This window comes from Sphingopyxis sp. OPL5, from assembly GCF_003797775.2.
Lineage (GTDB): Bacteria > Pseudomonadota > Alphaproteobacteria > Sphingomonadales > Sphingomonadaceae > Sphingopyxis.
Map to the genome: position 1 here is coordinate 2,945,213 of NZ_CP060725.1, position 19,081 is coordinate 2,964,293.

Below are 19,081 nucleotides of genomic sequence, written 5' to 3' on the forward strand. Positions count from 1 at the left end.
CGACTTCCCCCGCCGTCACCCCCGCAGCGGCTCACGGTGCCAGATGGCGCCAGGCCTTGAACGTCCCGACCGCGTAAACCGCGCCATAGACCATCACGATCAGCGAAGACCAGATCGCGAAACTGTCGCTATGCTGCGGCCGCCACAGGTGGAGGGGCACAAAGACCAGCCCGCGCAGCAGGTAGATGCCGGTGATGACGATCAGCCCCGTCCGCAGCAGCGGCAGGCGCGGAAGCGACCCGGCGCCCGAAAAAGCATAGGCGGCCCAGACCATCAGCACGGCGGCAATCCCCAGCGTGATCAGCGTCGGCGTCCAGTCGCCGCGCGCGGCGGCGCGCGCCATGCCCTCGCCGGCGCCGAAGAACCGATACCAGTCGGGGCCGCCGAAGATGCAGGTGATGTGCAGCAGCGCGGCCAGAACCGACAGCCACCCGCCGACGATCAGCCAGGCAGAGCCGGGACCCGCCGCGACATCATGCAATATAATGCGCCGTCGTCTTTTCGGCGACGTCCTCGGCCGTCACCCCCGGCGCGAGTTCGATCAGCCGGAACGGGCTGTCATGGTCGTCGCGTTTGAACACCGCGAGGTCGGTGATGATCATGTCGACGACATTCTGTCCGGTCAGCGGCAGGGTACAGGCCGGGATGAACTTGGGGCTGCCGTCCTTGGCATTGTGTTCCATCACGACGATGATCTTCTTGACCCCGGCGACGAGGTCCATCGCGCCGCCCATGCCCTTGATCATCTTGCCCGGGATCATCCAGTTGGCGATGTCGCCATTTTCGGCGATTTCCATCGCGCCGAGCACGGTCAGGTCGATATGCCCGCCGCGGATCATCGCGAAACTGTCGGCCGAACTGAAATAGGCCGTTTGCGGCAGCTCGCTGATCGTCTGCTTGCCCGCGTTGATCAGGTCGGCGTCCTCGTCGCCTTCCAGCGGGAAGGGCCCGATGCCGAGCATGCCATTCTCCGACTGCAGCGTCACCGTCATCCCCGCTGGGATATGGTTCGCAACCAAAGTCGGGATGCCGATCCCCAGGTTGACGTAATAGCCGTCCTGCAGTTCCTTCGCGGCGCGCGCCGCCATATCATCACGCGTCCAGGCCATTATTTCGGCTCCCATTTCTTGTCGGAGGGGAAGGCGTCGTCCCAGCCCAGTTTTTCCCAGGGGCCATAGACGGGGTTGGGAAAAAGGAACCAGCCCTTGTCCCAGAGTGCGGTGGCGCCCGCGCTGGTCGCGAGCGCCATGCGCTGCCCGGCGGGCAGGTCCTTGGCGTTGAACTGCTGGCTGAAGTCGCCGAGCTGGTCGCCGCCGAGGATGATGACGCAATATTTCGCCGCGATCGCCGCGCGGCGGCCATCCTTGCTCGATCCGCCGGCGTCGTCGCCCATCAGGAACAAGGTCTCGCCATGCTTGAACGCGCCAAGCCCGGCGGCACGCAGCGTATCCGCGCTGCCCTTGGCATTGGCGGCGCTGCGGTTTGTGTTGGCGATCACGGTGATTCCCGCGGCGCGCAGGGCGTTCACCATCTCGACCGTGCCCGGCATCGCCACCGCCTTGCCCGCGCCGCTCTTTTCCCACTGGTCCCAGACCTTCGGGTCGAAGCTGGTGCCCGTCTCGGCGAAATGGCGCATCGGCCCCAGGTTCCAGATCAACGTCTCGTCGGCGTCGAACACCGCGGCAAAGGGTTTGTCGCCGCACGGCTCGAACGCCGGGGCATCGACGCCCGCGCCGGGCGCAAGGACGACGCTGTCCTTCGGCCGCTGCTTGATCCGTTCCACGCCATAGTCGGCGATCCGCGCATTGGTCGCACGCACCGCAACCGCTGCCTCGGGCGAGCCATAAAGATATTGCAGCGCGACCGGCGGCTTGGCCGCTTCGGCTGGCGCCGGGGGCGCCGGAGCCGTCGTCACCCCTGCCGGAGCGCTCGCACAGCCAGCAAGGAGCAGCGAGCAAAGGATCGCACCCATTTTCACTGGTCCGTCTCCGGAGTCACTTGCTTCACGTTTTCCGTCGGCGAAGCCAACTCGGCGTGCAGACCGCTGGAGATTGCATACCGGACTTGGTCGGCGTCCAAATCAAATTTGTAGGCATAGGCATTGGCAGCGTGATGGACCAAATCCGCCAACAAAATTCCGAAACCAAAGGGTTGCAATGACGCGGGAGGGTCAATGTAAATCCCGCCAACAATCTGTTCCTGCCCCGGCAGGAATGCTCGAATGACTTCGATTGCGTCTTTGAGATCCGCACCCGCCAAATCTATCGCGCCAGCGGGTTGATCATTTCGTTTGCCAAACATCACGCCGTCTCGCGCGGACGAACGGTGCGGAACTCGATCTTCTTGTCGTACGGCGCGCCGACGATCATCCGCTTCACATAGATGCCGGGCAGGTGGATCGCGTCGGGGTCGAGGCTGCCGGTCGGCACGATCTCTTCGACCTCGGCGACGCAGATTTTCGCCGCGGTCGCCATTGGCTGGTTGAAGTTGCGCGCGGTCTTGCGGAAGATGAGGTTGCCGCTCTCGTCGGCCTTCCATCCCTTGATGATCGCGAGGTCGGCAAAGATACCGCGTTCGAGGATATAGTCCTGACCGTCGAAATTCTTCACTTCCTTGCCCTCGGCGACGAGCGTGCCGACGCCGGTCTTGGTGTAGAAGCCGGGGATGCCCGCGCCGCCCGCGCGGCAGCGTTCGGCGAGCGTGCCCTGCGGACAGAATTCGACTTCGAGTTCGCCGGCCAGATATTGCCGCTCGAACTCCTTGTTCTCGCCGACATAGCTGCTGATCATCTTCCGGACCTGCCTGGTGCGCAGCAGCTTGCCGAGCCCTTCGCCGTCGATGCCGGCGTTGTTGCTGGCGATCGTCAGGTCTTTGGTGCCCGCGTCGCGGATCGCGTCGATCAGCCGTTCGGGAATGCCGCAAAGGCCGAAGCCGCCCGCACAAATCTGCATGCCGTCGAAGAGCAGTCCTTCGAGTGCGGCGGCGGCGTCGGAATAGCGCTTGTTCCCCATGAAACAGCCTCCTTGATGGGTGATCGGCGCCGACATTGGCGCATTTGATCCATCAATTCTAATTATTCTAATTTTCCGCTATGCATAAATGATGTCTATCAGTCGCATCTCGCTCTACCATCTCGAAACCCTGCTGTGGATCGACCGGCTGGGAACCTTTTCGGCGGCGGCCGAGCGTCTGAACACGACCCAGCCGGCGGTGTCGGCGCGCATGCGCGAGCTGGAGCAGCGGATGGGGGCCACCCTGTTCCGGCGCGACGGGCGCGGCATGTCGCTGACCGCGGCGGGGCGCAAGCTGGTGCGCGATTGCGATCCGCTGCTGCGCGACATGCAGCGCGCGTTGCTCGGCTCGGGCGGTTTTGCCGAGGCGAGCGGGGTGGTGCGGATCGGCGCGGGCGAGATCGCGGCGGCAAGCTGCCTGCCGCCCTTCGTCGCGGCACTCAAGGACCAGATGCCGGGGGTCGGGCTGGAGATCGAGATCGACCTCACCGCGAACCTGATCCAGCAATTGCTCACCGGGCGCACCGACATCGCCTTCGCCGCCGGGCCGGTCGCGCATCCGGCGCTCAAGACGCGGCCGATCGGCGAGGTCGCGCTGGTCTGGCTGGCGAGTCCCGCCACCGCCGCGGCCTTTGCCGAAGGGCGTGAAGGCGCCTTGGTGCCCGTCTGGTCGCTTGCCAGCCATTCGCCGATCCACGGCCGGATGCGCGAGGCGATCCGGTCGTCGCGCATCGCACAGAAATCGCTCAACCTCTGCAACAATGCGCGGATGATGATCGACATCGCGCGGGCGGGCGGCGGCGTTGGCATCTTTCCCGAACCGATGGTGCGCGGCGCGATGGCCGAGGGGGCGCTGGTCGAACTCGCGGGGCTGCCCGCGCTCGCGCCGGTCGAATTCCAGGTCGCGATGCGCGTCGCCGATACCGAGCCGGTGCTGACTCGCATTTTCGACGAAGCGGCGCAATTGCGCATCGCCGGCGCAAATTTGACCCCGGTCAATGATGGGGCATCCGGCTGACGCCAAGAGGGACCCCATCAGCACAGGAGGTCCCGATGCGTTCGATTCTCGTCCACGCCGATCATGATAGCGCGAATGAAGGGCGGTTGCAGACCGCACTCGCCATCGCGCGGCGACAGCGCGCGCATGTCACGCTGATGATCGCGACGCCGTTCCAGCAATTCATCGCGGTCGATCCGTTCGGCGGTACCTATCTCGCCACCGAGGCGATGGCGAAGGCGCAGCTCGACGATGCCGCGCTCGACGCGGCGCTGTCGGCGCGGCTGGCGAAGGAAGATGTGCCGTGGGACATCGCCGCCGCCGACGGCGATATCGCGGCGTCGCTCGCGGCGGCGGCGACCTTCGCCGACCTCGCGATCGTCAGCCTGCCGGGCGCCGGGCACGATCGCTGGAAGGAACCTGGCCTGCTCGCCGGCGACCTTGCGCTGGCGATCAGCGCGCCGGTGCTGGCGCTGCCGCGCGACGCGGCGACGCTCGATCTCGATGCGCCCGCGATGGTCGCCTGGAACGGCAGTCCCGAGGCGGCGCACGCGCTGCGCGCCGCGCTCCCGCTGCTCGCCGGACGGCGGGTCGAACTGGTTGGCGTCGGCGAAGATGACGGAAGGCTGCCCGCGACCGATGCGCTCGCCTATCTCTCGCGCCACGACATCCATGCCGGGGCGCGGGTCATCCCGCGCGGGACGCTGTCGGTCGAAGAGAGGCTCGAGGGTGCCGCGCTCGACATGGGGGCGGGGCTGATCGTCATGGGCGCCTTCGGCCGCAGCCGGCTGCGCGAGACGCTGTTCGGCGGGGTGACGCGCTATCTGGTGACGAGCGGGCGCATCGCGCTGCTGCTCGCCCACTGACGCGTCAGGGCAGCGCGATCCCCAGCACCGCTGACAGGTCGGCGAGCGCCTGTTCGCCGCTCGTCACCTTGATCGCGTGCATGCCGAGCGCCGCCGCCGGTTTGCAGTTGATGCCGAGGTCGTCGAGATAGACGCATTCGCCGGGTTCGACGCCCAGCGTTTCGCACATCATCAGATAGATGGCGGGGTCGGGTTTGCGCACGCCGGCCTTGCTCGATTCGATGACATGCTCGAAGCGCGCCATGATGCGCGCGACTTCCTGCGCGGCTTGCTCGCTGCGCGTCATGCCGGCGCCCTTGATCCCCATCTTGCCGCCGGGGACGTTGTTGGTGATGCACCCGATGCGAAAGCCCTTCGCCTTCAGCGTGTCGAGCGCCGTCACCATGTCGGGCCGCACCGCCCCCGCGATGACCGCTAGCACCGCGCTGCCTTCCAATTCATGCCCCAGCGCGCGGGCCTCGTCCGCGAACATCGTGTCGAAGGTCGCGGCGTCGATTTCGGCGCGCTCGAACTTCGCCCAGGCATTGTCGTCGGGGTTGGCCGCATTGACCCGCCGCACGAAATCGTGCGGCAGCCCGCGCTCGGCCTCGAGCCGGTTGAAAGCCTCAAAGGGGGACGCGGTGATGACGCCGCCGAAGTCGAAGATGACGGTGGTGATGGACATGGCGCGGCTAGAGCGAAATTTGCCCGCCGCGTCAAACCGCCATTCGCCGATCGCTCGCCTCAGTCGCGCCGCCAGTCGCGCCGCGTCATTCCGACGAAGCGCTCGCCGAGCCCGCGGGCGTTGCGCGTCAATATGTCGCGCAGCGTGCGGGTCGCCTCGATCGCTTCGAGTCCCTTGGCGGTAAAGGCCAGTTCGCGGTTCGCCGGATCGCCATAGACATGGCGGCTGAGCAGCGGGTTGGTCAGCGCCTGCGAAAAGGCGTCCATCGCCACCATCGCCAGGATCAGGTCGGGCAGCGGGCCATTGTGACCCACCGGCTCGGCGAACAGGCCGACATAGAATTCGACATTGTCGGGCGTCCCGTAAAGCGCCTCCAGCTCGCTCGCGAGGGCCTTGCGGCGCGCATCCTCGGCGGCATTCTTGCTCTTGCCGACGATGTCGCGAAAGCTTTCGGCCCGGTCGAGCCCCATCGCGGCGCGATAGGCGTTATAGCCGTCGATATGGTTTACGCGTGCCTGTTCGACCGCCTTGGTCTCGGCCCGGATCAGGAAGCTCGCCGAATTGTGGAGCCCGATCTGCATGGCGTTGTTCGCCGAAATCTCGGCGAACGAGGTCGCCAGCCCGTCGCGCAGCACCAGCCGGTTGTCGAGCAACAGGCCGGCACCCGGCAGCGTCGCGCCGTCCCAGACGAGGTTTTCGGGCACCAGCGAATGCCAGCGATAGAGCAGGCTGAACTCGGCGGTCATCCAATTGGGGCGATTCCAGTCGGCTTCCCACGCGACCTCCGGATCGGCGCGAAAGCGGAAGGCCGATGTGTTGATGTGGTTGATATATTCCTCGACCACGATCTTGATGAACATGAAGATCAGGATGTTGCGCGCGATCTGGAACACGCGCTCGTCGTCCCAGCCGGGGTTCTGTGCGTCGAGCATCGCCGCCAGCCGGTTATGTTCGCGCAGGAACAGCGTGTTGACCATCGTCACCTGCGGCGAGGCATTGGCGCGGTCGCCGCCCACCGCGAACAGCGATTTTTTCCCTTCGGGCGTGGCATGATCGAGTCCGAGCGGCGGGTCGAGAATCTGGCTGCCGTCGTCGGCCAGGAAATGCGGGTCGATGCTGCCGTCGTCGCGATAGAGGAAGGGCGGCCACTCCTCGCCGCCGACCGTCTGGGTCTTGAGCCGGCCCTTGTGCCCCGCGGTTTCGCTGCGCAGCCGCAACACATCGGTCTGGCGCCGGGTACGGCCATAGAGCGCGCTCAGGTCGATCTCGTGATTGCTCGTCGTGCGCCGCCGGTTGGTCAGCGCGTCGTCGTTCGACAACTGGGTGCGGATAAAGCCGTCGGTCAGATATTGGGCAAAGGCCGGAAACAGGCAGGTCGATTTGGCGCAGGGGCGCTGGCCTTGCGGGCCGGGAGCGAACAGCGCCGCGACGCTGTTTTCGGGCGGTCGCCGGCTGCGCATCGCTTCGGCATCGGGATAACGGTTCGCCGGCAGCAGCCGCGCATTGTAACTGCGGTCGGTCAGCCCGTCCCAGCAGATATAATCATAGCGCGTGCTCCACGGATGCGGGCGGTTGCGCGCGCCGTCGACCAGCTTGTCGATCAGGAATTCATTGACTCCGCTGCGGCCGGCCACCGCGGTGATCGCCTTCAGCGCCAGATCTTCGAGAAAACTACCCATGTCGCCCTCCATCCCCCATGATCGGGATTGTTCGGACTTGGCGAGCGACGAATTTCGAAAGACGCCCGTTGCAGCGACCGGCGTTTCTGTTCTGGCCCCGCGACGGCGGGGGCCTTTTCATACACGAAAAGCGGCGGCCCCGCACCGCCAATCGACGGGCGGAGCCGCGGATCGGATCAGGCGGGCAAGACCAGGATGCCCGCCTTCGGGTCGGCGTCGCCCGACAGCATTTCGCGATAGGCGGCAAGCGCCGCTTCGCCGCCGTGGCGCTTGTCGATCGTCGCGAGTCGCGGTGCGACGTCCATGAACGCCAGCCAGGCTTCGGCGATCTTCCGCCCGAACGCCGGACCGCCCCAGTCGGCGATGCGTTTCTGGCTGCGGCCGGGGGCGAAGAATCCCTGGCGTTCGGGGCCGGGCAGCCCCTCGACATCGGCCTGCGCGTCCCAGTGCGACTTGCCGACGATGATCGACGCCTGCAACTGGCCGCCGAAATGGCTGTGCACGACGCGCGTCACCGCGCCATTGCCCGCCATGTCGACGAGCGCGGCGGGCGTCGCGGCGTTGAGCGTCATGATCTGGTCATAGCTGATCACGCGGTCGTAGATGCCTTGCGCGGCGAGAGCGTCGACATTGGCGGCGCTGGTCAGCCCGATCGTTTCGGGGCGATGCCCGCCGCGCTGCGCGAGCGAAAAGCCGAGGCCGATCGCGGTCTTGCTCGACGCGCTCGCGATCAGGATCTGCTGCACGCCATAGTCGCCCTCATCCTCGAACTGGTCGGCGATCAACCAGCCGGTCAGGAACAGCGGGCGGAACACCGGCCAATAATCATGGTCCGCGGCGCGATAGTCTGGCAGCGCGCCGATCCGCTGATACTGGTTATAGATCGGGGGCAGGGTGGTGCGGCGCGGCGTCACGTCGGTGAAGCCGCCGGGACCGGCGTTGCCGACATTGAGCACGGCATGGCTCGCCATCGGATAATAGCCATAGAAAGTCTCGCCGACCGCGATGCCGTCGGCGGCGCTCTCGGTGACGGTCGCGAATCCCCACACCGGCAGGCGGCCCGGCGTGTCTCGCTCGGCAAAGAAATCCCAATAGCCCTGGTCGTTGCCGAACAGCCCGGCGGGCTTGCCGAACACCGCATAGGTGATGTTGTTCGCGGTCATCGCATAGCTGTCGACGCGCACGCGGACCTGTCCCGGCGCCAGCGGTGCGGTCGGATCGGCCACAAGCGCGGCACGCGCAATATCGTCGCGATCGATGTCGATCGCCCATCCGGTTTCATTCATGTGCGGACCCCTCCGGCTGCTTGCCCGCGAACGCGGGATGGTCGATAGTCATACAGATGACAGCGCCCCTGACAATCGCGGTGAAACGCATTTACGAACCGGTCGGGCCGGGCGACGGCCTCCGCTTCCTCGTCGATCGGCTGTGGCCGCGCGGGGTGTCGAAGGAGAAGGCCGCGCTCGCCGCCTGGCTGAAGCCGCTGTCGCCCAGCGACGATCTGCGCGAACGCTTTCATCATGCGACCGCCGATTCGGATGAGGCGTGGGATGCGTTCCGCCATGGCTATTTTGCCGAGCTCGACGGCGACGACGAGGCGGTGAAAGCGGCGCTGTTCACCCTCGATGCCGCCGCGAAGGCGGGTCCCGTGACATTGCTCTATGCCGCGAAGAGCGAGGAGCGGAACAATGCGGTCGCGCTGCGCGAGTGGCTGCTCGCGCGTTAGGCCGCCACCGCGCCGAACAGCGACCCGATCGCGATCGTCGCCGCCATCGCCATCGCGCCCCAGAAGGTGACGCGGACCACCGGGCGCAGCATCGGCGCATTGCCCGCCCGGGCGCCCAATGCGCCGAGCAGCGCGAGGAAGAGCAGTGACGCCGCCGAGACAGTCCACGGAAGCGATGCGCCGCGGTCGAAAAATACGGTCGCCAGCGGCAGCGCGGCGCCGACGGTAAAGCTCGCGGCGGAGGCGGCCGCCGCCTGGATCGGCCGCGCCGCCATCTCGCGCGACATGCCGAGTTCGTCGCGCAGATGCGTGTCGAGCGCGTCGTGCGCGGTCAGTTGCGCCGCGACCTGTTGCGCGAGCGCGCGGTCGAGACCGCGCTGCTCGTAGATTTGCGTCAACTCCTCCAGCTCGAACTCGGGATCGGCGGCAAGGTGGCGCTTTTCGAGCTCGACGTCGGCTTTCTCGGCATCGCCCTGCGAACTCACCGACACATATTCGCCCGCCGCCATCGACATCGCGCCCGCGACGAGCCCCGCGGTGCCGGTGACGAGGATCGACGAGGCCGAGGCGCCCGCCGCCGCGACCCCGGCGATCAGGCTGGCGGTCGACACTATCCCGTCATTGGCACCGAGGATCGCGGCGCGCAGCCAGCCGATCCGCGTGACCGCGTGGGTTTCCTCGTGCATGCGTTTCCCGCTTCTGGCCCTAATATTGCAGCTGCAGCCCCGGCCGCGCCCAGCGGGTCTTCACCAGCCGTCCGCTGCCCGACAGCGTCAGATAGGCATCCTGCCGGTCGGGTCCGCCGAACGCAATATTGGTGGTGAAAATGTCGTCGGTCGCGACGAATTCGACCAGCTCGCCCGCCGGCGACACCACCGAAATCCCGCATTCGCCGATCGTCGCTACGCAGATGTTGCCCGACGCCTCCATCGCGAGGCTGTCGAAGAATTTATAGCCGGCGGGGCGATAGAGCGGGATGCCGGGGCCGCCCGGCCCCGCGTCGGCGGCGACCTTGCCCGGCGCGACGATGTTGAACTTCATCAGGCGGCAGGTGTAGGTTTCGGCAGCATAGAGTATGCTGCCGTCGGGCGACAGGCCGACGCCATTGGGGTTGTTCGACGGGAAGATGACCTCTTCGATAAAGCTGCCGTCGGCCTTGGCGTAAAAGATGCCGACGATGTCGTGGCTCCGCTTGCTGTAATCGATCTTGCCATGGTCGGTGAACCAGAAGCCGCCATGCGCATCGAACATGATGTCGTTGGGGCCGCGCAGCACGACCCCGTTGTCGCCCGATTTGTACAATATCTCGACCGCGCCGGTGTCGATGTCGATGCGTTCGATCCGGCCGCCCGAATAGTCGCTCGCGATGCCGTGCGGCGCCAGATAGCCGTTCGATTCGACATAGTTGAAGCCGCCGTTGTTGCAGCAATATAGCTTGCCATCGGGACCGATCGCGAGGCCGTTGGGACCGCCGCCGGGGGTTGCGATCACTTCCTTCCTGTCGCCGGGCCAGCAGCGCGTGATGCATCCGCGCTCGATCTCGACGACGATGACGCTGCCGTCGTCCATCACGACCGGCGCCTCGGGAAAGCGCAATCCGCTCGCGATCAATTCAAACTCGGCCATCCTCGTCTCCCTTGCGTGTGCTTTGCTGCTGTGCTTTGCGCGCATCATGCCCGTTCGTTCGCTCTTCGCCAGTATTTTCTACGAAGCCGACATCGGTTCGGCGGACCTGCTCGAAGAGCTGGAGGGAAGCAGCCGGCTGTTCGCCGAAGAGGACGGCGCGGGGCGGCGCTGGAGCCGCGACCATGGCTATAGGGGCTACACCAGCTACGCGAGCCTCGGCGACCTGCCCGAGCGCGATCCGGCTTTTCATGACCTGAAAAAACTGCTCGACAAGGAGGTCAAAGCCTTCGCCAAAGCGGCGCATTTCGACCTCGCCAAGCCGCTCAAACTCGACAGCCTGTGGGTCAATATCCTGAAACCCGGCGGCACCCACAGCGGCCATATCCACCCGCACAGCATCGTGTCGGGGACCTTTTACGTCGCGGTCCCGCCGGGATCGGGCGCGCTCAAGCTCGAGGATCCGCGTCTCGCGATGCTGATGGCCGCCCCCGGCCGCACCGACGATGCGCCCGAGCATCTGTTGCCCTTCGTCTACGCCGAACCGGCGGCGGGGCGCGTCTTCCTGTGGGAAAGCTGGCTGCGCCACGAGGTCATGCCGCACACGGGCAAGGGCGAACGCATCAGCATCAGCTTTAACTATCGCTGAGGCGGCCTATATGGGGCGCATCTGACCAACCCCCATCCCGTTCGTGTCGAGCGAAGTCGAGACACGCCGGCGCAGCGCGAGAGGCATCTCGACTTCGCTCGATGCGAACGGAATAGTTAGAAAGTCCCCCATGACCGACACCGCCACCTACGACGCCGACCTTCAGCTTTTCATTGCCGGTGCCTGGCGAAGCGGCGAGGGGCGCGAAGCGCGGCCGGTCTATAACCCCGCGACCGCGGGCACGATCGCCGAGCTGCCGGTGGCGACCGCCGCCGACCTCGACGAAGCGCTCGCCGCCGCCGACCGCGGCTGGCCGAGCTGGCGCGCCAAGACCCCCGACGAGCGCGCCGCGCTGATGCACAAGGCGGCCGGGATCATCCGCGAACGCGTCGACCATATCGCCACACTGCTGACGCTCGAACAGGGCAAGCCGATCGCCGAGGCGCGGGGCGAAGTGCTGTCGGCGGCGGGGCTGCTCGCCTATTTCGCCGAACAGGGCAAGCGCATCGAAGGCCGCGTGCTGCAGCGTCCGGCCGGACAGCGCGCGATGGTTACCAGGCATCCGATCGGCCCCGTCGCGGGTTTCAGCCCGTGGAATTTCCCGGTCAATCTGATGGTCAAGAAGATCGCCCCCGCGCTCGCCGCGGGTTGCGTCGTGATCGCCAAGGCGCCCGAGGAAACCCCGGGCTGCACCAGCGCGATCATGCGCTGCCTGATCGATGCCGGCATCCCCGGCGATGCCGTCCAGCTCGTTTATGGCGATCCCGACATGATCAGCCGGCACCTGCTGGCCAGCCCCGTGATCCGCAAGGTCAGCTTCACCGGTTCGACCGCGGTCGGAAAACATCTGATGAAGCTTGCCGCGGACAATGTTCAGCGTATCACCATGGAACTCGGCGGCCACGCGCCGGTGCTGATCTTCGACGATTGCGATCTCGAGGCGACGCTCGACAAGGTCGTGTGGCAGAAATTCCGCAACGCCGGACAGGTGTGCATTTCGCCGACGCGCTTCTATGTCCAGCAGGGCATTTACGACGCCTTCGTCAAGGGTTTCGCCGAGCGCACCGCGAAGGTGAAGATCGGCAGCGGTCTCGACGCCGATACGCAAATGGGCCCGCTCGCCAACGCGCGCCGCGTGCCCGCGCTGGAGGCTTTGGTCGCCGACGCCAGGGCGAAGGGCGCGCGCGTCATCGCCGGCGGCGAGGCGACCGGCAACGGCTATTTCTTCCAGCCGACCGCGATCGCCGACGTCCCGGTCGAGGCCGATGCAATGAACATCGAACCTTTTGGCCCGATGGCATTGATCCGCCCGTTCGGAACCGAGGAAGAGGCGCTGGAGCAGGCGAACCGGCTGCCCTTCGGCCTTGCCGCCTTCGCCTTCACTGAAAATGGCCGCCGCATCAACCGCATCGTCGACAGCATCGAAAGCGGCATGGTCGGGGTGAACAGCTTCGTCATCTCGACCCTCGACATGCCGTTCGGCGGCATCAAGCAATCGGGCTTCGGCAGCGAGAGCGGCCCCGAAGGGCTTGATGGCTATCTGGTCACCAAGGCGGTGCATATTTATTGAGCGGGATTGGCAGCGTTCCTCTTCATCGTCACCCCGGACTTGATCCGGGGTCCCGCTTGAGATCGAAACCGGTCGATGCCGTCAAAAAGCGGGATCCCGGATCAAGTCCGGGATGACGACATAGGGGATATCAATCCCGCTCCAGTGCGACAAAATCGCGCGCCATCGGCGCCAGATGCGCGCCGCCGTCGACGAAGATCGTCTGCCCCGTCACCGCCTCGGCGCGCGCAAGATACATCACCGCATCGGCAATCTGCCCCGGCGTCGGCAGCGCGCCGAGCGGCATGCGTTTGCCGAGCCGCTCGACCTGCGGCGCCGAATAATCGCCGGTCGCCATCGTCAGTCCCGGCGCCACCGCGTTGACGCGTGCGCGGCCGCCGAACGCGACCGCCAGCGTCGCCGTCGCCTGCCACAAGGCCGATTTCGACAGGCTGTACGCGATCTGGTCGGGCACCGGGTGGACGACGCGCTGGTCGACGATGTTGACGATCGCGGGGCGCCGCCCTTCGCTCGCGGCGACGAGCGCCTTGGCGAGCATCACCGGCGCGGACAGATTGACCTGCATCATCGCGGCGAGCGCCGCCGCCGACAGGTCGGTCCATTCGCCCTCGGCGAAATGCGCCGCATTGTTGACCAGCAGGTCGGGCGCGCGGCCGAATTTCTCGATCACCGCCGGCACCAGCGCATCGACCGCAGCCGGATCGGACAGGTCGGCGGCGAAGCGGTGGCTCACCGCTCCCGTCTCGGTCAGCGCCTCGGCCAGCACCGGGTCGGCCTCCGCAGCGGTGCGCTTGTGCAGCGCCAGCGCATAGCCTTCACGCGCCAGCCGCGCCGAAATCGCGGCGCCGACGCGGTGGATGCCACCCGTCACCAGCGCCAGCTTTTGCGTCATTTGCCCAAACCCGGCCGGGTTCGCCGCATCGTGATGCCGATCTGTTCGCCTTCCTCGGCGATCGCCAGCTTGACGATCTTGACCTCGACCGCCTCGACCTTGTCGTCCTGCAGGAACAGGGTGTCGATGATATGGTCGGCGACGCTTTCGATCAGCACGAAATGCACATCCTTGGGCAGCCCCTCGGTCGCCGCGAATTTCAGGTGCATATAGTTCTTCGACCGGCTGAGCGGCGTCGTCGGATCATAATGATCGGCCATCGCCAGCTTGGCGCGCACCGAAATACGCAGCGGCTGCGGCAAATGGGTTTCTTCGGAATAAATGCCGGTCAGCACCTGGACGGTCAGCCCGTCCACCTCCAGCCACAATGTATCGGTCACAAGAAATTCCTGTTCGGCCGGGGCGACATTCGGCTTTCCATCGCCGACCCCGGACCCTAAAGCGCCGCCGCATTAGCGAAAGGGCGCACGTTGGTCGAGTTACTTCCATTGTCGGATATTGCACCGTCGGCGGTCGAGGATATCCTCGACGCCGCATTCGGGGCGGACCGCTTTGGACGAACCGCCTATCGCATCCGTCAGGGCATGGATGCGGTGCCGGCTTTGAGCTTCGCGGCGGTCGAGGATGGCGCGCTGGTCGGCACGATCCAGTGCTGGCCCGTCGCGCATGTCGACGCCGTTGGCGCCGCGACCCCGCTCGTCATGGTCGGCCCCGTCGCGGTGCGCCCCGACCTCCAGCGCACCGGTCATGGCCGTACGCTGATGGCCCATATGCTGGAGGCGGCGGAGACCGAAGCCGACAGCGGACTGATGATGATCGGCGACCCCGAATATTACGGCCGCTTCTTCGGCTTCACCGCCGATGCGACCGGGGCGTGGGATTTGCCAGGCCCCTATGAAAAGCGTCGCCTGCTCGCGCGCGCGGTGAACGGGCACGGCCTGCCGACCGGCGCAGGGATGATCGGCCCGCGCTAGGCGCAAAAAACGCTGTCCTACATTATCCCGCTCGCTTAGCGTTTTTTCGATGATTCCCTGCCTCCCCTCTCGACCGCGATTTGCGAATGAAGTTGCGCAGTTTTCCGCCATTTCTCTGAATCGGCTTCGCGCGGCTCGCCGGCGAAAGCCGGGGACCATGGCGGTGAAACGCGGTCGGCCCCTGACGTCTTTTGCGGGAGATCGCCCCGGAACGCGCATCGTGAATGAAGTTGCGCAGTTTTCCGGGGTTTTCGTGCCGGTGCTCCTGTCGGCCCTTCGCTATCCCGAACGCGCATCGCGAATGAAGTTGCGCGGTTTTTCGCCGCTTTTTCCCGCGAAGGTTGGGGCGCCATGGTAACCCCCGCGCCATCGCTCCCCAAGGATTTCGCGCAGCTGTCGCTGACCGAGGCGGCCGAACTGCTCGCGGCGCGCAAATTGCCGCCGGTCGAGCAATGGCACCCCGAGCGCAGCGGCGACAGCGCGATGGAAATCCGCACCGACGGCAGCTGGTATCATGAGGGCGGACGCATCAACCGCCCCGCGATGATCAGGCTTTTCTCGACGATCCTGCGCCGCGAACCCGACGGCAGCCACGTCCTCGTCACGCCCGCCGAAAAGCTCGTCATCGCGGTCGAGGACATGCCCTTCCGCGCGGTCGAGATGAAGAGCGAAGGCGCTGGCAAGGACCGCAAGCTGGTCTTCCGCCTCGACACCGACGACCTGGTGATGGCGGGTCCCGACCATCCCTTGAGCTTCGGCACCGACCCCGACAATCCCGACCCGCGCCTCCACGTTCGCGGCGCCCTCGGCAATGGCCTCGAAGCACGCGTCGATCGCGCGCTTTATTATGAGATCGCCGACCTCGCGCTCGTCGAGGGCGACGATCCACCCGCGATCTGGTCGAATGGCGCGCGCTTCGCGCTGGTGGCCGCCTGATGCTCTCCGACAAGCTGCGCGCCGCGCTCGACAATCTGCTCCCCGGCGAGGATGAGGACGAAACCTATCTCGGTACGCCGACGCTGCGCGATGCCGCGGTGCTCATTGCCTTCACCGACCGCCCCGAACCCGGCATCATCCTGACCCAGCGCCCGCAATGGCTGCGCAGCCACGCGGGGCAGGTCGCCTTTCCGGGCGGCAAGATCGATCCCGGCGACGTCGACGCGGTCGACGCTGCGCTGCGCGAAGCAGAGGAGGAAATCGGACTCAACCGACGCGACGTGACGATCGCTGGCACCTGCGACGCCTATCGGTCGGGCAGCGGTTATCATATCACCCCGGTGCTCGGCGTAATCCCGCCCGACCTGCCGCTCGATCCCAATCCCGACGAGGTCGAGGACTGGTTCGAGGTGCCGATCGATATCCTGTTCGACCCCGAAAATTACGCGCTCCACCATGCGCATTGGCAGGGCCATGATCGGCATTATTATGACATGATGTGGCAGGGACGGCGGATCTGGGGCGTGACGGCGGGCATCATCATCAACCTCGCGCGGCGGATGCCGGCGGACTGGCACCGATGACCGTGCTGCCCGACGCCGAATGGCGCCATGGCGAGGGGCTGCGGCGCATCGTGACCGCGCTGGTCGCGCGCGGCGGCGCGGTGAAGCTCGTCGGCGGCGCGGTGCGCGACACGCTGCTCGGCCTGCCCGTCGCCGACATCGACCTTGCGACCCCGCTGATGCCCGACCAGGTCATGCAGCGGCTCGAAAAGGCGGGGATCAAGGTCGTGCCCACTGGCATTGCGCACGGCACCGTCACCGCGATCGCCAGCCACGAACGGCACGAGATCACGACGCTGCGCCGCGACGTCGCGACCGACGGCCGCCGCGCGACGGTCGCCTTCGCCGACGACTGGCGGGACGATGCGGCGCGGCGCGATTTCACGATCAATGCGCTCTATGCCGACCCGCTGACCGGTGCGGTCGACGATTATTTCGGCGGTCTGGCCGACCTCGACGCGGGACGCATCCGCTTCATCGGCGACGCCGCCACGCGCATCGCCGAGGATCATTTGCGGATATTGCGCTTCTACCGCTTCGCGGCGCGCTTCGGACAGGGCGAACTCGACCCCGACAGCCATGCGGCGGTGATCGCCGCGCGCCAGTCGCTGAAAAGCCTGTCGCGCGAACGCGTCGCCGACGAACTCACCAAGATATTGGGCCTCCCCGATCCGCGCGCCATCGTCGGCCAGATGGCGGCCGACGGCATGTTCGGGGTGATCCTGCCCGAACTCGCTCCCGATTTCGCCGCGACGCTCGACCGCCTGCTCGCCAATGAAGCCACTGCCGGCGCGGCCCCTTCGGCATTCCGCCGCCTTTCCGCCTTGCTCCCGCCGGACGCACCGACCGCCGAGGATGTCGCGAGCCGACTCCGCCTCTCGTCGCGCCAGCGGAAACATCTCTCCGCGCTCGCCGCGCATCGCGCTGCCGCGCTGCCGCCCCCGCGCCAGCTTGCGCACAAGATCGGCATCGAAGCTGCGACCGACGCTTATCTGCTTGCCGCGGGATCCGACGAGGCGGCGGATGCCGCACAATCGCTGGCGGGCTGGACCGTTCCGACCCTCCCGCTCAAGGGCGGCGAGATCGTCGCGCGGGGTGTCACCGTCGGACCCGAAGTCGCGGCGCTGTTGAAAGCGGTCGAAGCGGCATGGGTCGCCGAGGATTTCCCCGATGCGGCGCGCGTCGCCGCGTTGCTCGATCAGAAGATCGGGCGCGTTAGCGACTGACGCCAATAATCGAAGGCGGTGTCGGCGACCATCGGGTGCGCGAACAGGAAGCCCTGCCCGAAATCGCAACCGAGCGCCGACAGCAGCCGCGCCTGGTCGGCGGTCTCGACTCCTTCGGCGGTCGTCTTCATGCCCAGCGCTTCGGCCAGGCTCTGGATCGTGCGGACGATGGCGACTTTGTCGCGGTCCTCGACCATATGCTCGACGAAGCTGCGGTCGATCTTGAGCACGTCGAGCGGCAATCGCTGGAGATAAGCGAGGTTCGAATAGCCGGTGCCGAAATCGTCCATCGCGACGCGCGTCGACAGCGCCTTGAGTTCGCTCAGGACCGACAGCGCGAGGTCGGGATCGCCGATGATCGCGCTTTCGGTCAGCTCGATCATCAGCCGCTCGCCGCCGATCCCGTTGGACGCCAGGGCCTGGCGCACCGCCGCGGCGACATCGTCGCGCACCAGCTGGATCGCCGAGACATTGACGGAAAAATAGCAATCGACCGGCGCGCCGCCATTCTTGGCATCCCATTCGGCGATGGTGCTTGCCGCCTTGGCGATCGCCCATTGGCCGAGCGGGACGATCAGCCCCGAATCCTCGGCGATGGGGATGAATTCGGTCGGCGATATCGAACGGCTGCCGGCATTGTCCCAGCGCGCGAGCGCCTCGAACCCCGAAACCTTGCCCGTTGCCAGCTCGATCAGCGGCTGGAAGGCGAGGTGGAGCCGATCCTCCTCGATCGCACTGCGCAAGGCGGTTTCCAGGCCGAACCGATTGTCGGACAGCATCGCCGCCTCGGGCTCGTAAATCTCGATGCGGTCGGTCTGCTTGGCGCGCTTCAGGGCGATCTGGGCGTGGCGGATCTGGTCGGCGACATCGGTGTCCGCCGCGGGCTGAATCGTGCAGCCGAGCGCGCAGTCGACGCTGACCTTCAGCTCGCCGATGCGAAACGGGTGATCGAAACAGCCGCGAATGCGGCGCGCGATCTCGCGCACATCGGCGCGGCCGCCCGCGATGCGCGACGAGATGGCGAATTCGTCGCCGCCGGTGCGCGCCAATATGTCGCCGCTGCGCAGGCTCGACTTCAGCCGACGTGCGACGGTGATGATCAGTTCGTCGCCCGCCAGCGGCCCGATATGTTCGTTGATGCGGCTGAACCGCGCCAGGTCCAGCAGCAGGATGGCATGGTCCGATTCGCCATCGGCGGCGATTCGCTGTTCGACCAGTTCCTCGAATCCGGCGCGGTTGGGCAGGCCGGTCAGGCTGTCCGACACCAGCTCGCGGCGCAGATTGCGCTCGGTCATCATTTCCTGGGTGCGGTCGATCAGCGTCAGCAGGAACAGATTGTCGTCGCCGCATTCTTCCGACAGCGGCCCGATCGATCCACGCAGGTCGCGCGCCGCCGGGCCCTCGCCCAGCTGGCAGGAAAATTCCTGCGTATCATCAGGGGCCTGTTCGGCGCGTTCGATCGCGCGGCGCAACTCGATCGGCGCGTTCGCACCGGCGGGTGAGAGGGCGAGTCGGTCGAAGGCGGCGTTGCTCGCGTGCAGGCGAAAATTGCCGCGCGCGAGCGGCCGGATCAGCGCCGCCGGCACCGGTAATGCGTCGATCCAGCCGACGAACAGAAGGGGCCGGTCCTCGCCGGTTCGATCGATAGGCATAAAAGAGGGTTTTGTGCGACCTTTCCCCATTGCTCAAACACTATGGGGCGGGG

22 protein-coding genes are annotated in these 19,081 nt (G+C 66.4%); 9 read left to right on the plus strand and 13 right to left on the minus strand.

The features are described 5' to 3' along the window. Positions 1–31: 31 nt before the first annotated feature. The 5 genes from EEB18_RS14150 to EEB18_RS14170 are packed head-to-tail and all read right to left on the minus strand — an operon-like array spanning position 32 to position 3,011. On the minus strand, positions 32–481 hold the full coding sequence (locus EEB18_RS14150; protein ID WP_187141188.1) for a hypothetical protein: 450 nt from the start codon (positions 479–481) through the stop codon (positions 32–34). Next, a complete protein-coding gene (locus EEB18_RS14155; protein WP_056345845.1) occupies positions 474–1,109 on the minus strand; it encodes a CoA transferase subunit B in 636 nt (211 codons plus the stop codon). The genes EEB18_RS14150 and EEB18_RS14155 overlap by 8 nt, the downstream gene beginning before the upstream one ends. Beyond that, positions 1,109–1,972: an HAD family acid phosphatase gene (locus EEB18_RS14160; RefSeq protein ID WP_187141189.1), complete on the minus strand. Its 864-nt coding sequence runs from the start codon at positions 1,970–1,972 to the stop codon at positions 1,109–1,111. The genes EEB18_RS14155 and EEB18_RS14160 overlap by 1 nt, the downstream gene beginning before the upstream one ends. Positions 1,973–1,974: 2 nt before the next feature. Beyond that, entirely contained in the window at positions 1,975–2,301 is a 327-nt protein-coding gene (locus EEB18_RS14165; RefSeq protein ID WP_262408242.1) for a DUF5076 domain-containing protein, read from the minus strand. After that, a complete protein-coding gene (locus tag EEB18_RS14170) occupies positions 2,301–3,011 on the minus strand; it encodes a CoA transferase subunit A (protein ID WP_187141191.1) in 711 nt (236 codons plus the stop codon). The genes EEB18_RS14165 and EEB18_RS14170 overlap by 1 nt, the downstream gene beginning before the upstream one ends. A gap of 91 nt (positions 3,012–3,102) precedes the next feature. On the opposite strand from EEB18_RS14170, the gene EEB18_RS14175 reads away from it, so the two are divergent. Continuing rightward, complete coding sequence (locus tag EEB18_RS14175) at positions 3,103–4,029, plus strand: LysR family transcriptional regulator (protein ID WP_187141192.1); 927 nt, start codon at positions 3,103–3,105, stop codon at positions 4,027–4,029. A gap of 35 nt (positions 4,030–4,064) precedes the next feature. Next, on the plus strand, positions 4,065–4,874 hold the full coding sequence (locus EEB18_RS14180; protein WP_187141193.1) for a universal stress protein: 810 nt from the start codon (positions 4,065–4,067) through the stop codon (positions 4,872–4,874). A 4-nt stretch (positions 4,875–4,878) separates the two neighbouring features. Here the strand turns inward: EEB18_RS14180 and EEB18_RS14185 are convergent, their stop codons facing one another. From EEB18_RS14185 to EEB18_RS14195, 3 genes are all read right to left on the minus strand, one after another. After that, positions 4,879–5,538 (minus strand): HAD-IA family hydrolase, encoded by a 660-nt coding sequence (locus EEB18_RS14185; protein WP_187141194.1) that lies wholly within the window; start codon positions 5,536–5,538, stop codon positions 4,879–4,881. A gap of 59 nt (positions 5,539–5,597) precedes the next feature. Beyond that, entirely contained in the window at positions 5,598–7,217 is a 1,620-nt protein-coding gene (locus EEB18_RS14190) for a peroxidase family protein (protein ID WP_222943102.1), read from the minus strand. A 176-nt stretch (positions 7,218–7,393) separates the two neighbouring features. Beyond that, complete coding sequence (locus tag EEB18_RS14195) at positions 7,394–8,503, minus strand: DUF2855 family protein (RefSeq protein WP_187141196.1); 1,110 nt, start codon at positions 8,501–8,503, stop codon at positions 7,394–7,396. Positions 8,504–8,559: 56 nt separating this feature from the next. Between EEB18_RS14195 and EEB18_RS14200 the strand changes: the two genes are divergently transcribed. Then, positions 8,560–8,943 carry a DUF488 domain-containing protein gene (locus tag EEB18_RS14200; RefSeq protein ID WP_187141197.1) on the plus strand — a complete coding sequence of 128 codons (384 nt, stop codon included), beginning with the start codon at positions 8,560–8,562 and terminating at the stop codon, positions 8,941–8,943. Here the strand turns inward: EEB18_RS14200 and EEB18_RS14205 are convergent. Together EEB18_RS14205 and EEB18_RS14210 are read right to left on the minus strand one after the other, a co-directional pair. Continuing rightward, a complete protein-coding gene (locus tag EEB18_RS14205) occupies positions 8,940–9,629 on the minus strand; it encodes a VIT family protein (protein ID WP_187141198.1) in 690 nt (229 codons plus the stop codon). The genes EEB18_RS14200 and EEB18_RS14205 overlap by 4 nt on opposite strands. A gap of 19 nt (positions 9,630–9,648) precedes the next feature. Beyond that, the gene (locus tag EEB18_RS14210; protein WP_187141199.1) at positions 9,649–10,569 is read right to left on the minus strand and encodes an SMP-30/gluconolactonase/LRE family protein; all 921 of its coding nucleotides are present in this window, start codon (positions 10,567–10,569) and stop codon (positions 9,649–9,651) included. Positions 10,570–10,615: 46 nt separating this feature from the next. On the opposite strand from EEB18_RS14210, the gene EEB18_RS14215 reads away from it, so the two are divergent. After that, entirely contained in the window at positions 10,616–11,215 is a 600-nt protein-coding gene (locus tag EEB18_RS14215; protein ID WP_187141200.1) for a TIGR02466 family protein, read from the plus strand. A gap of 130 nt (positions 11,216–11,345) precedes the next feature. Further along, the gene (locus EEB18_RS14220; protein ID WP_187141201.1) at positions 11,346–12,785 is read left to right on the plus strand and encodes an NAD-dependent succinate-semialdehyde dehydrogenase; all 1,440 of its coding nucleotides are present in this window, start codon (positions 11,346–11,348) and stop codon (positions 12,783–12,785) included. A 130-nt stretch (positions 12,786–12,915) separates the two neighbouring features. Here the strand turns inward: EEB18_RS14220 and EEB18_RS14225 are convergent, their stop codons facing one another. Both EEB18_RS14225 and EEB18_RS14230 read right to left on the minus strand, forming a co-directional pair. Beyond that, a complete protein-coding gene (locus EEB18_RS14225) occupies positions 12,916–13,677 on the minus strand; it encodes an SDR family oxidoreductase (RefSeq protein WP_187141202.1) in 762 nt (253 codons plus the stop codon). Then, complete coding sequence (locus tag EEB18_RS14230) at positions 13,674–14,057, minus strand: dihydroneopterin aldolase (protein WP_056345871.1); 384 nt, start codon at positions 14,055–14,057, stop codon at positions 13,674–13,676. Before EEB18_RS14230 ends, EEB18_RS14225 begins: the two co-directional genes overlap by 4 nt. Before the next feature lie 90 nt (positions 14,058–14,147). Between EEB18_RS14230 and EEB18_RS14235 the strand changes: the two genes are divergently transcribed. The 4 genes from EEB18_RS14235 to EEB18_RS14250 all read left to right on the plus strand — a co-directional run bounded on the left by EEB18_RS14235 (position 14,148) and on the right by EEB18_RS14250 (position 17,376). Continuing rightward, positions 14,148–14,651 carry a GNAT family N-acetyltransferase gene (locus tag EEB18_RS14235; protein ID WP_187141203.1) on the plus strand — a complete coding sequence of 168 codons (504 nt, stop codon included), beginning with the start codon at positions 14,148–14,150 and terminating at the stop codon, positions 14,649–14,651. A gap of 351 nt (positions 14,652–15,002) precedes the next feature. Next, positions 15,003–15,587: a DUF1285 domain-containing protein gene (locus tag EEB18_RS14240; protein WP_187141204.1), complete on the plus strand. Its 585-nt coding sequence runs from the start codon at positions 15,003–15,005 to the stop codon at positions 15,585–15,587. Next, positions 15,587–16,171, plus strand: coding sequence for a CoA pyrophosphatase (locus tag EEB18_RS14245; protein WP_187141205.1), 585 nt, complete (start codon positions 15,587–15,589; stop codon positions 16,169–16,171). Before EEB18_RS14240 ends, EEB18_RS14245 begins: the two co-directional genes overlap by 1 nt. After that, positions 16,168–17,376, plus strand: coding sequence for a CCA tRNA nucleotidyltransferase (locus EEB18_RS14250; RefSeq protein WP_187141206.1), 1,209 nt, complete (start codon positions 16,168–16,170; stop codon positions 17,374–17,376). The genes EEB18_RS14245 and EEB18_RS14250 overlap by 4 nt, the downstream gene beginning before the upstream one ends. On the opposite strand, the gene EEB18_RS14255 is transcribed toward EEB18_RS14250, so the two are convergent. After that, positions 17,349–19,028 carry a putative bifunctional diguanylate cyclase/phosphodiesterase gene (locus tag EEB18_RS14255; RefSeq protein WP_235535608.1) on the minus strand — a complete coding sequence of 560 codons (1,680 nt, stop codon included), beginning with the start codon at positions 19,026–19,028 and terminating at the stop codon, positions 17,349–17,351. The two genes, EEB18_RS14250 and EEB18_RS14255, sit on opposite strands and share 28 nt — an antisense overlap. Positions 19,029–19,081: the final 53 nt, after the last annotated feature.

Coding starts and splice junctions, on each gene's coding strand:
- EEB18_RS14155 (WP_056345845.1), bottom strand. CDS start 1,109: ATGGCCTGGACGCGTGATGATATGGCGGCGCGCGCCGCGAAGGAACTG.
- EEB18_RS14160 (WP_187141189.1), bottom strand. CDS start 1,972: ATGGGTGCGATCCTTTGCTCGCTGCTCCTTGCTGGCTGTGCGAGCGCT.
- EEB18_RS14165 (WP_262408242.1), bottom strand. CDS start 2,301: ATGTTTGGCAAACGAAATGATCAACCCGCTGGCGCGATAGATTTGGCG.
- EEB18_RS14170 (WP_187141191.1), bottom strand. CDS start 3,011: ATGGGGAACAAGCGCTATTCCGACGCCGCCGCCGCACTCGAAGGACTG.
- EEB18_RS14175 (WP_187141192.1), top strand. CDS start 3,103: ATGTCTATCAGTCGCATCTCGCTCTACCATCTCGAAACCCTGCTGTGG.
- EEB18_RS14180 (WP_187141193.1), top strand. CDS start 4,065: ATGCGTTCGATTCTCGTCCACGCCGATCATGATAGCGCGAATGAAGGG.
- EEB18_RS14185 (WP_187141194.1), bottom strand. CDS start 5,538: ATGTCCATCACCACCGTCATCTTCGACTTCGGCGGCGTCATCACCGCG.
- EEB18_RS14190 (WP_222943102.1), bottom strand. CDS start 7,217: ATGGGTAGTTTTCTCGAAGATCTGGCGCTGAAGGCGATCACCGCGGTG.
- EEB18_RS14195 (WP_187141196.1), bottom strand. CDS start 8,503: ATGAATGAAACCGGATGGGCGATCGACATCGATCGCGACGATATTGCG.
- EEB18_RS14200 (WP_187141197.1), top strand. CDS start 8,560: ATGACAGCGCCCCTGACAATCGCGGTGAAACGCATTTACGAACCGGTC.
- EEB18_RS14205 (WP_187141198.1), bottom strand. CDS start 9,629: ATGCACGAGGAAACCCACGCGGTCACGCGGATCGGCTGGCTGCGCGCC.
- EEB18_RS14210 (WP_187141199.1), bottom strand. CDS start 10,569: ATGGCCGAGTTTGAATTGATCGCGAGCGGATTGCGCTTTCCCGAGGCG.
- EEB18_RS14215 (WP_187141200.1), top strand. CDS start 10,616: ATGCCCGTTCGTTCGCTCTTCGCCAGTATTTTCTACGAAGCCGACATC.
- EEB18_RS14220 (WP_187141201.1), top strand. CDS start 11,346: ATGACCGACACCGCCACCTACGACGCCGACCTTCAGCTTTTCATTGCC.
- EEB18_RS14225 (WP_187141202.1), bottom strand. CDS start 13,677: ATGACGCAAAAGCTGGCGCTGGTGACGGGTGGCATCCACCGCGTCGGC.
- EEB18_RS14240 (WP_187141204.1), top strand. CDS start 15,003: ATGGTAACCCCCGCGCCATCGCTCCCCAAGGATTTCGCGCAGCTGTCG.
- EEB18_RS14245 (WP_187141205.1), top strand. CDS start 15,587: ATGCTCTCCGACAAGCTGCGCGCCGCGCTCGACAATCTGCTCCCCGGC.
- EEB18_RS14250 (WP_187141206.1), top strand. CDS start 16,168: ATGACCGTGCTGCCCGACGCCGAATGGCGCCATGGCGAGGGGCTGCGG.
- EEB18_RS14255 (WP_235535608.1), bottom strand. CDS start 19,028: ATGCCTATCGATCGAACCGGCGAGGACCGGCCCCTTCTGTTCGTCGGC.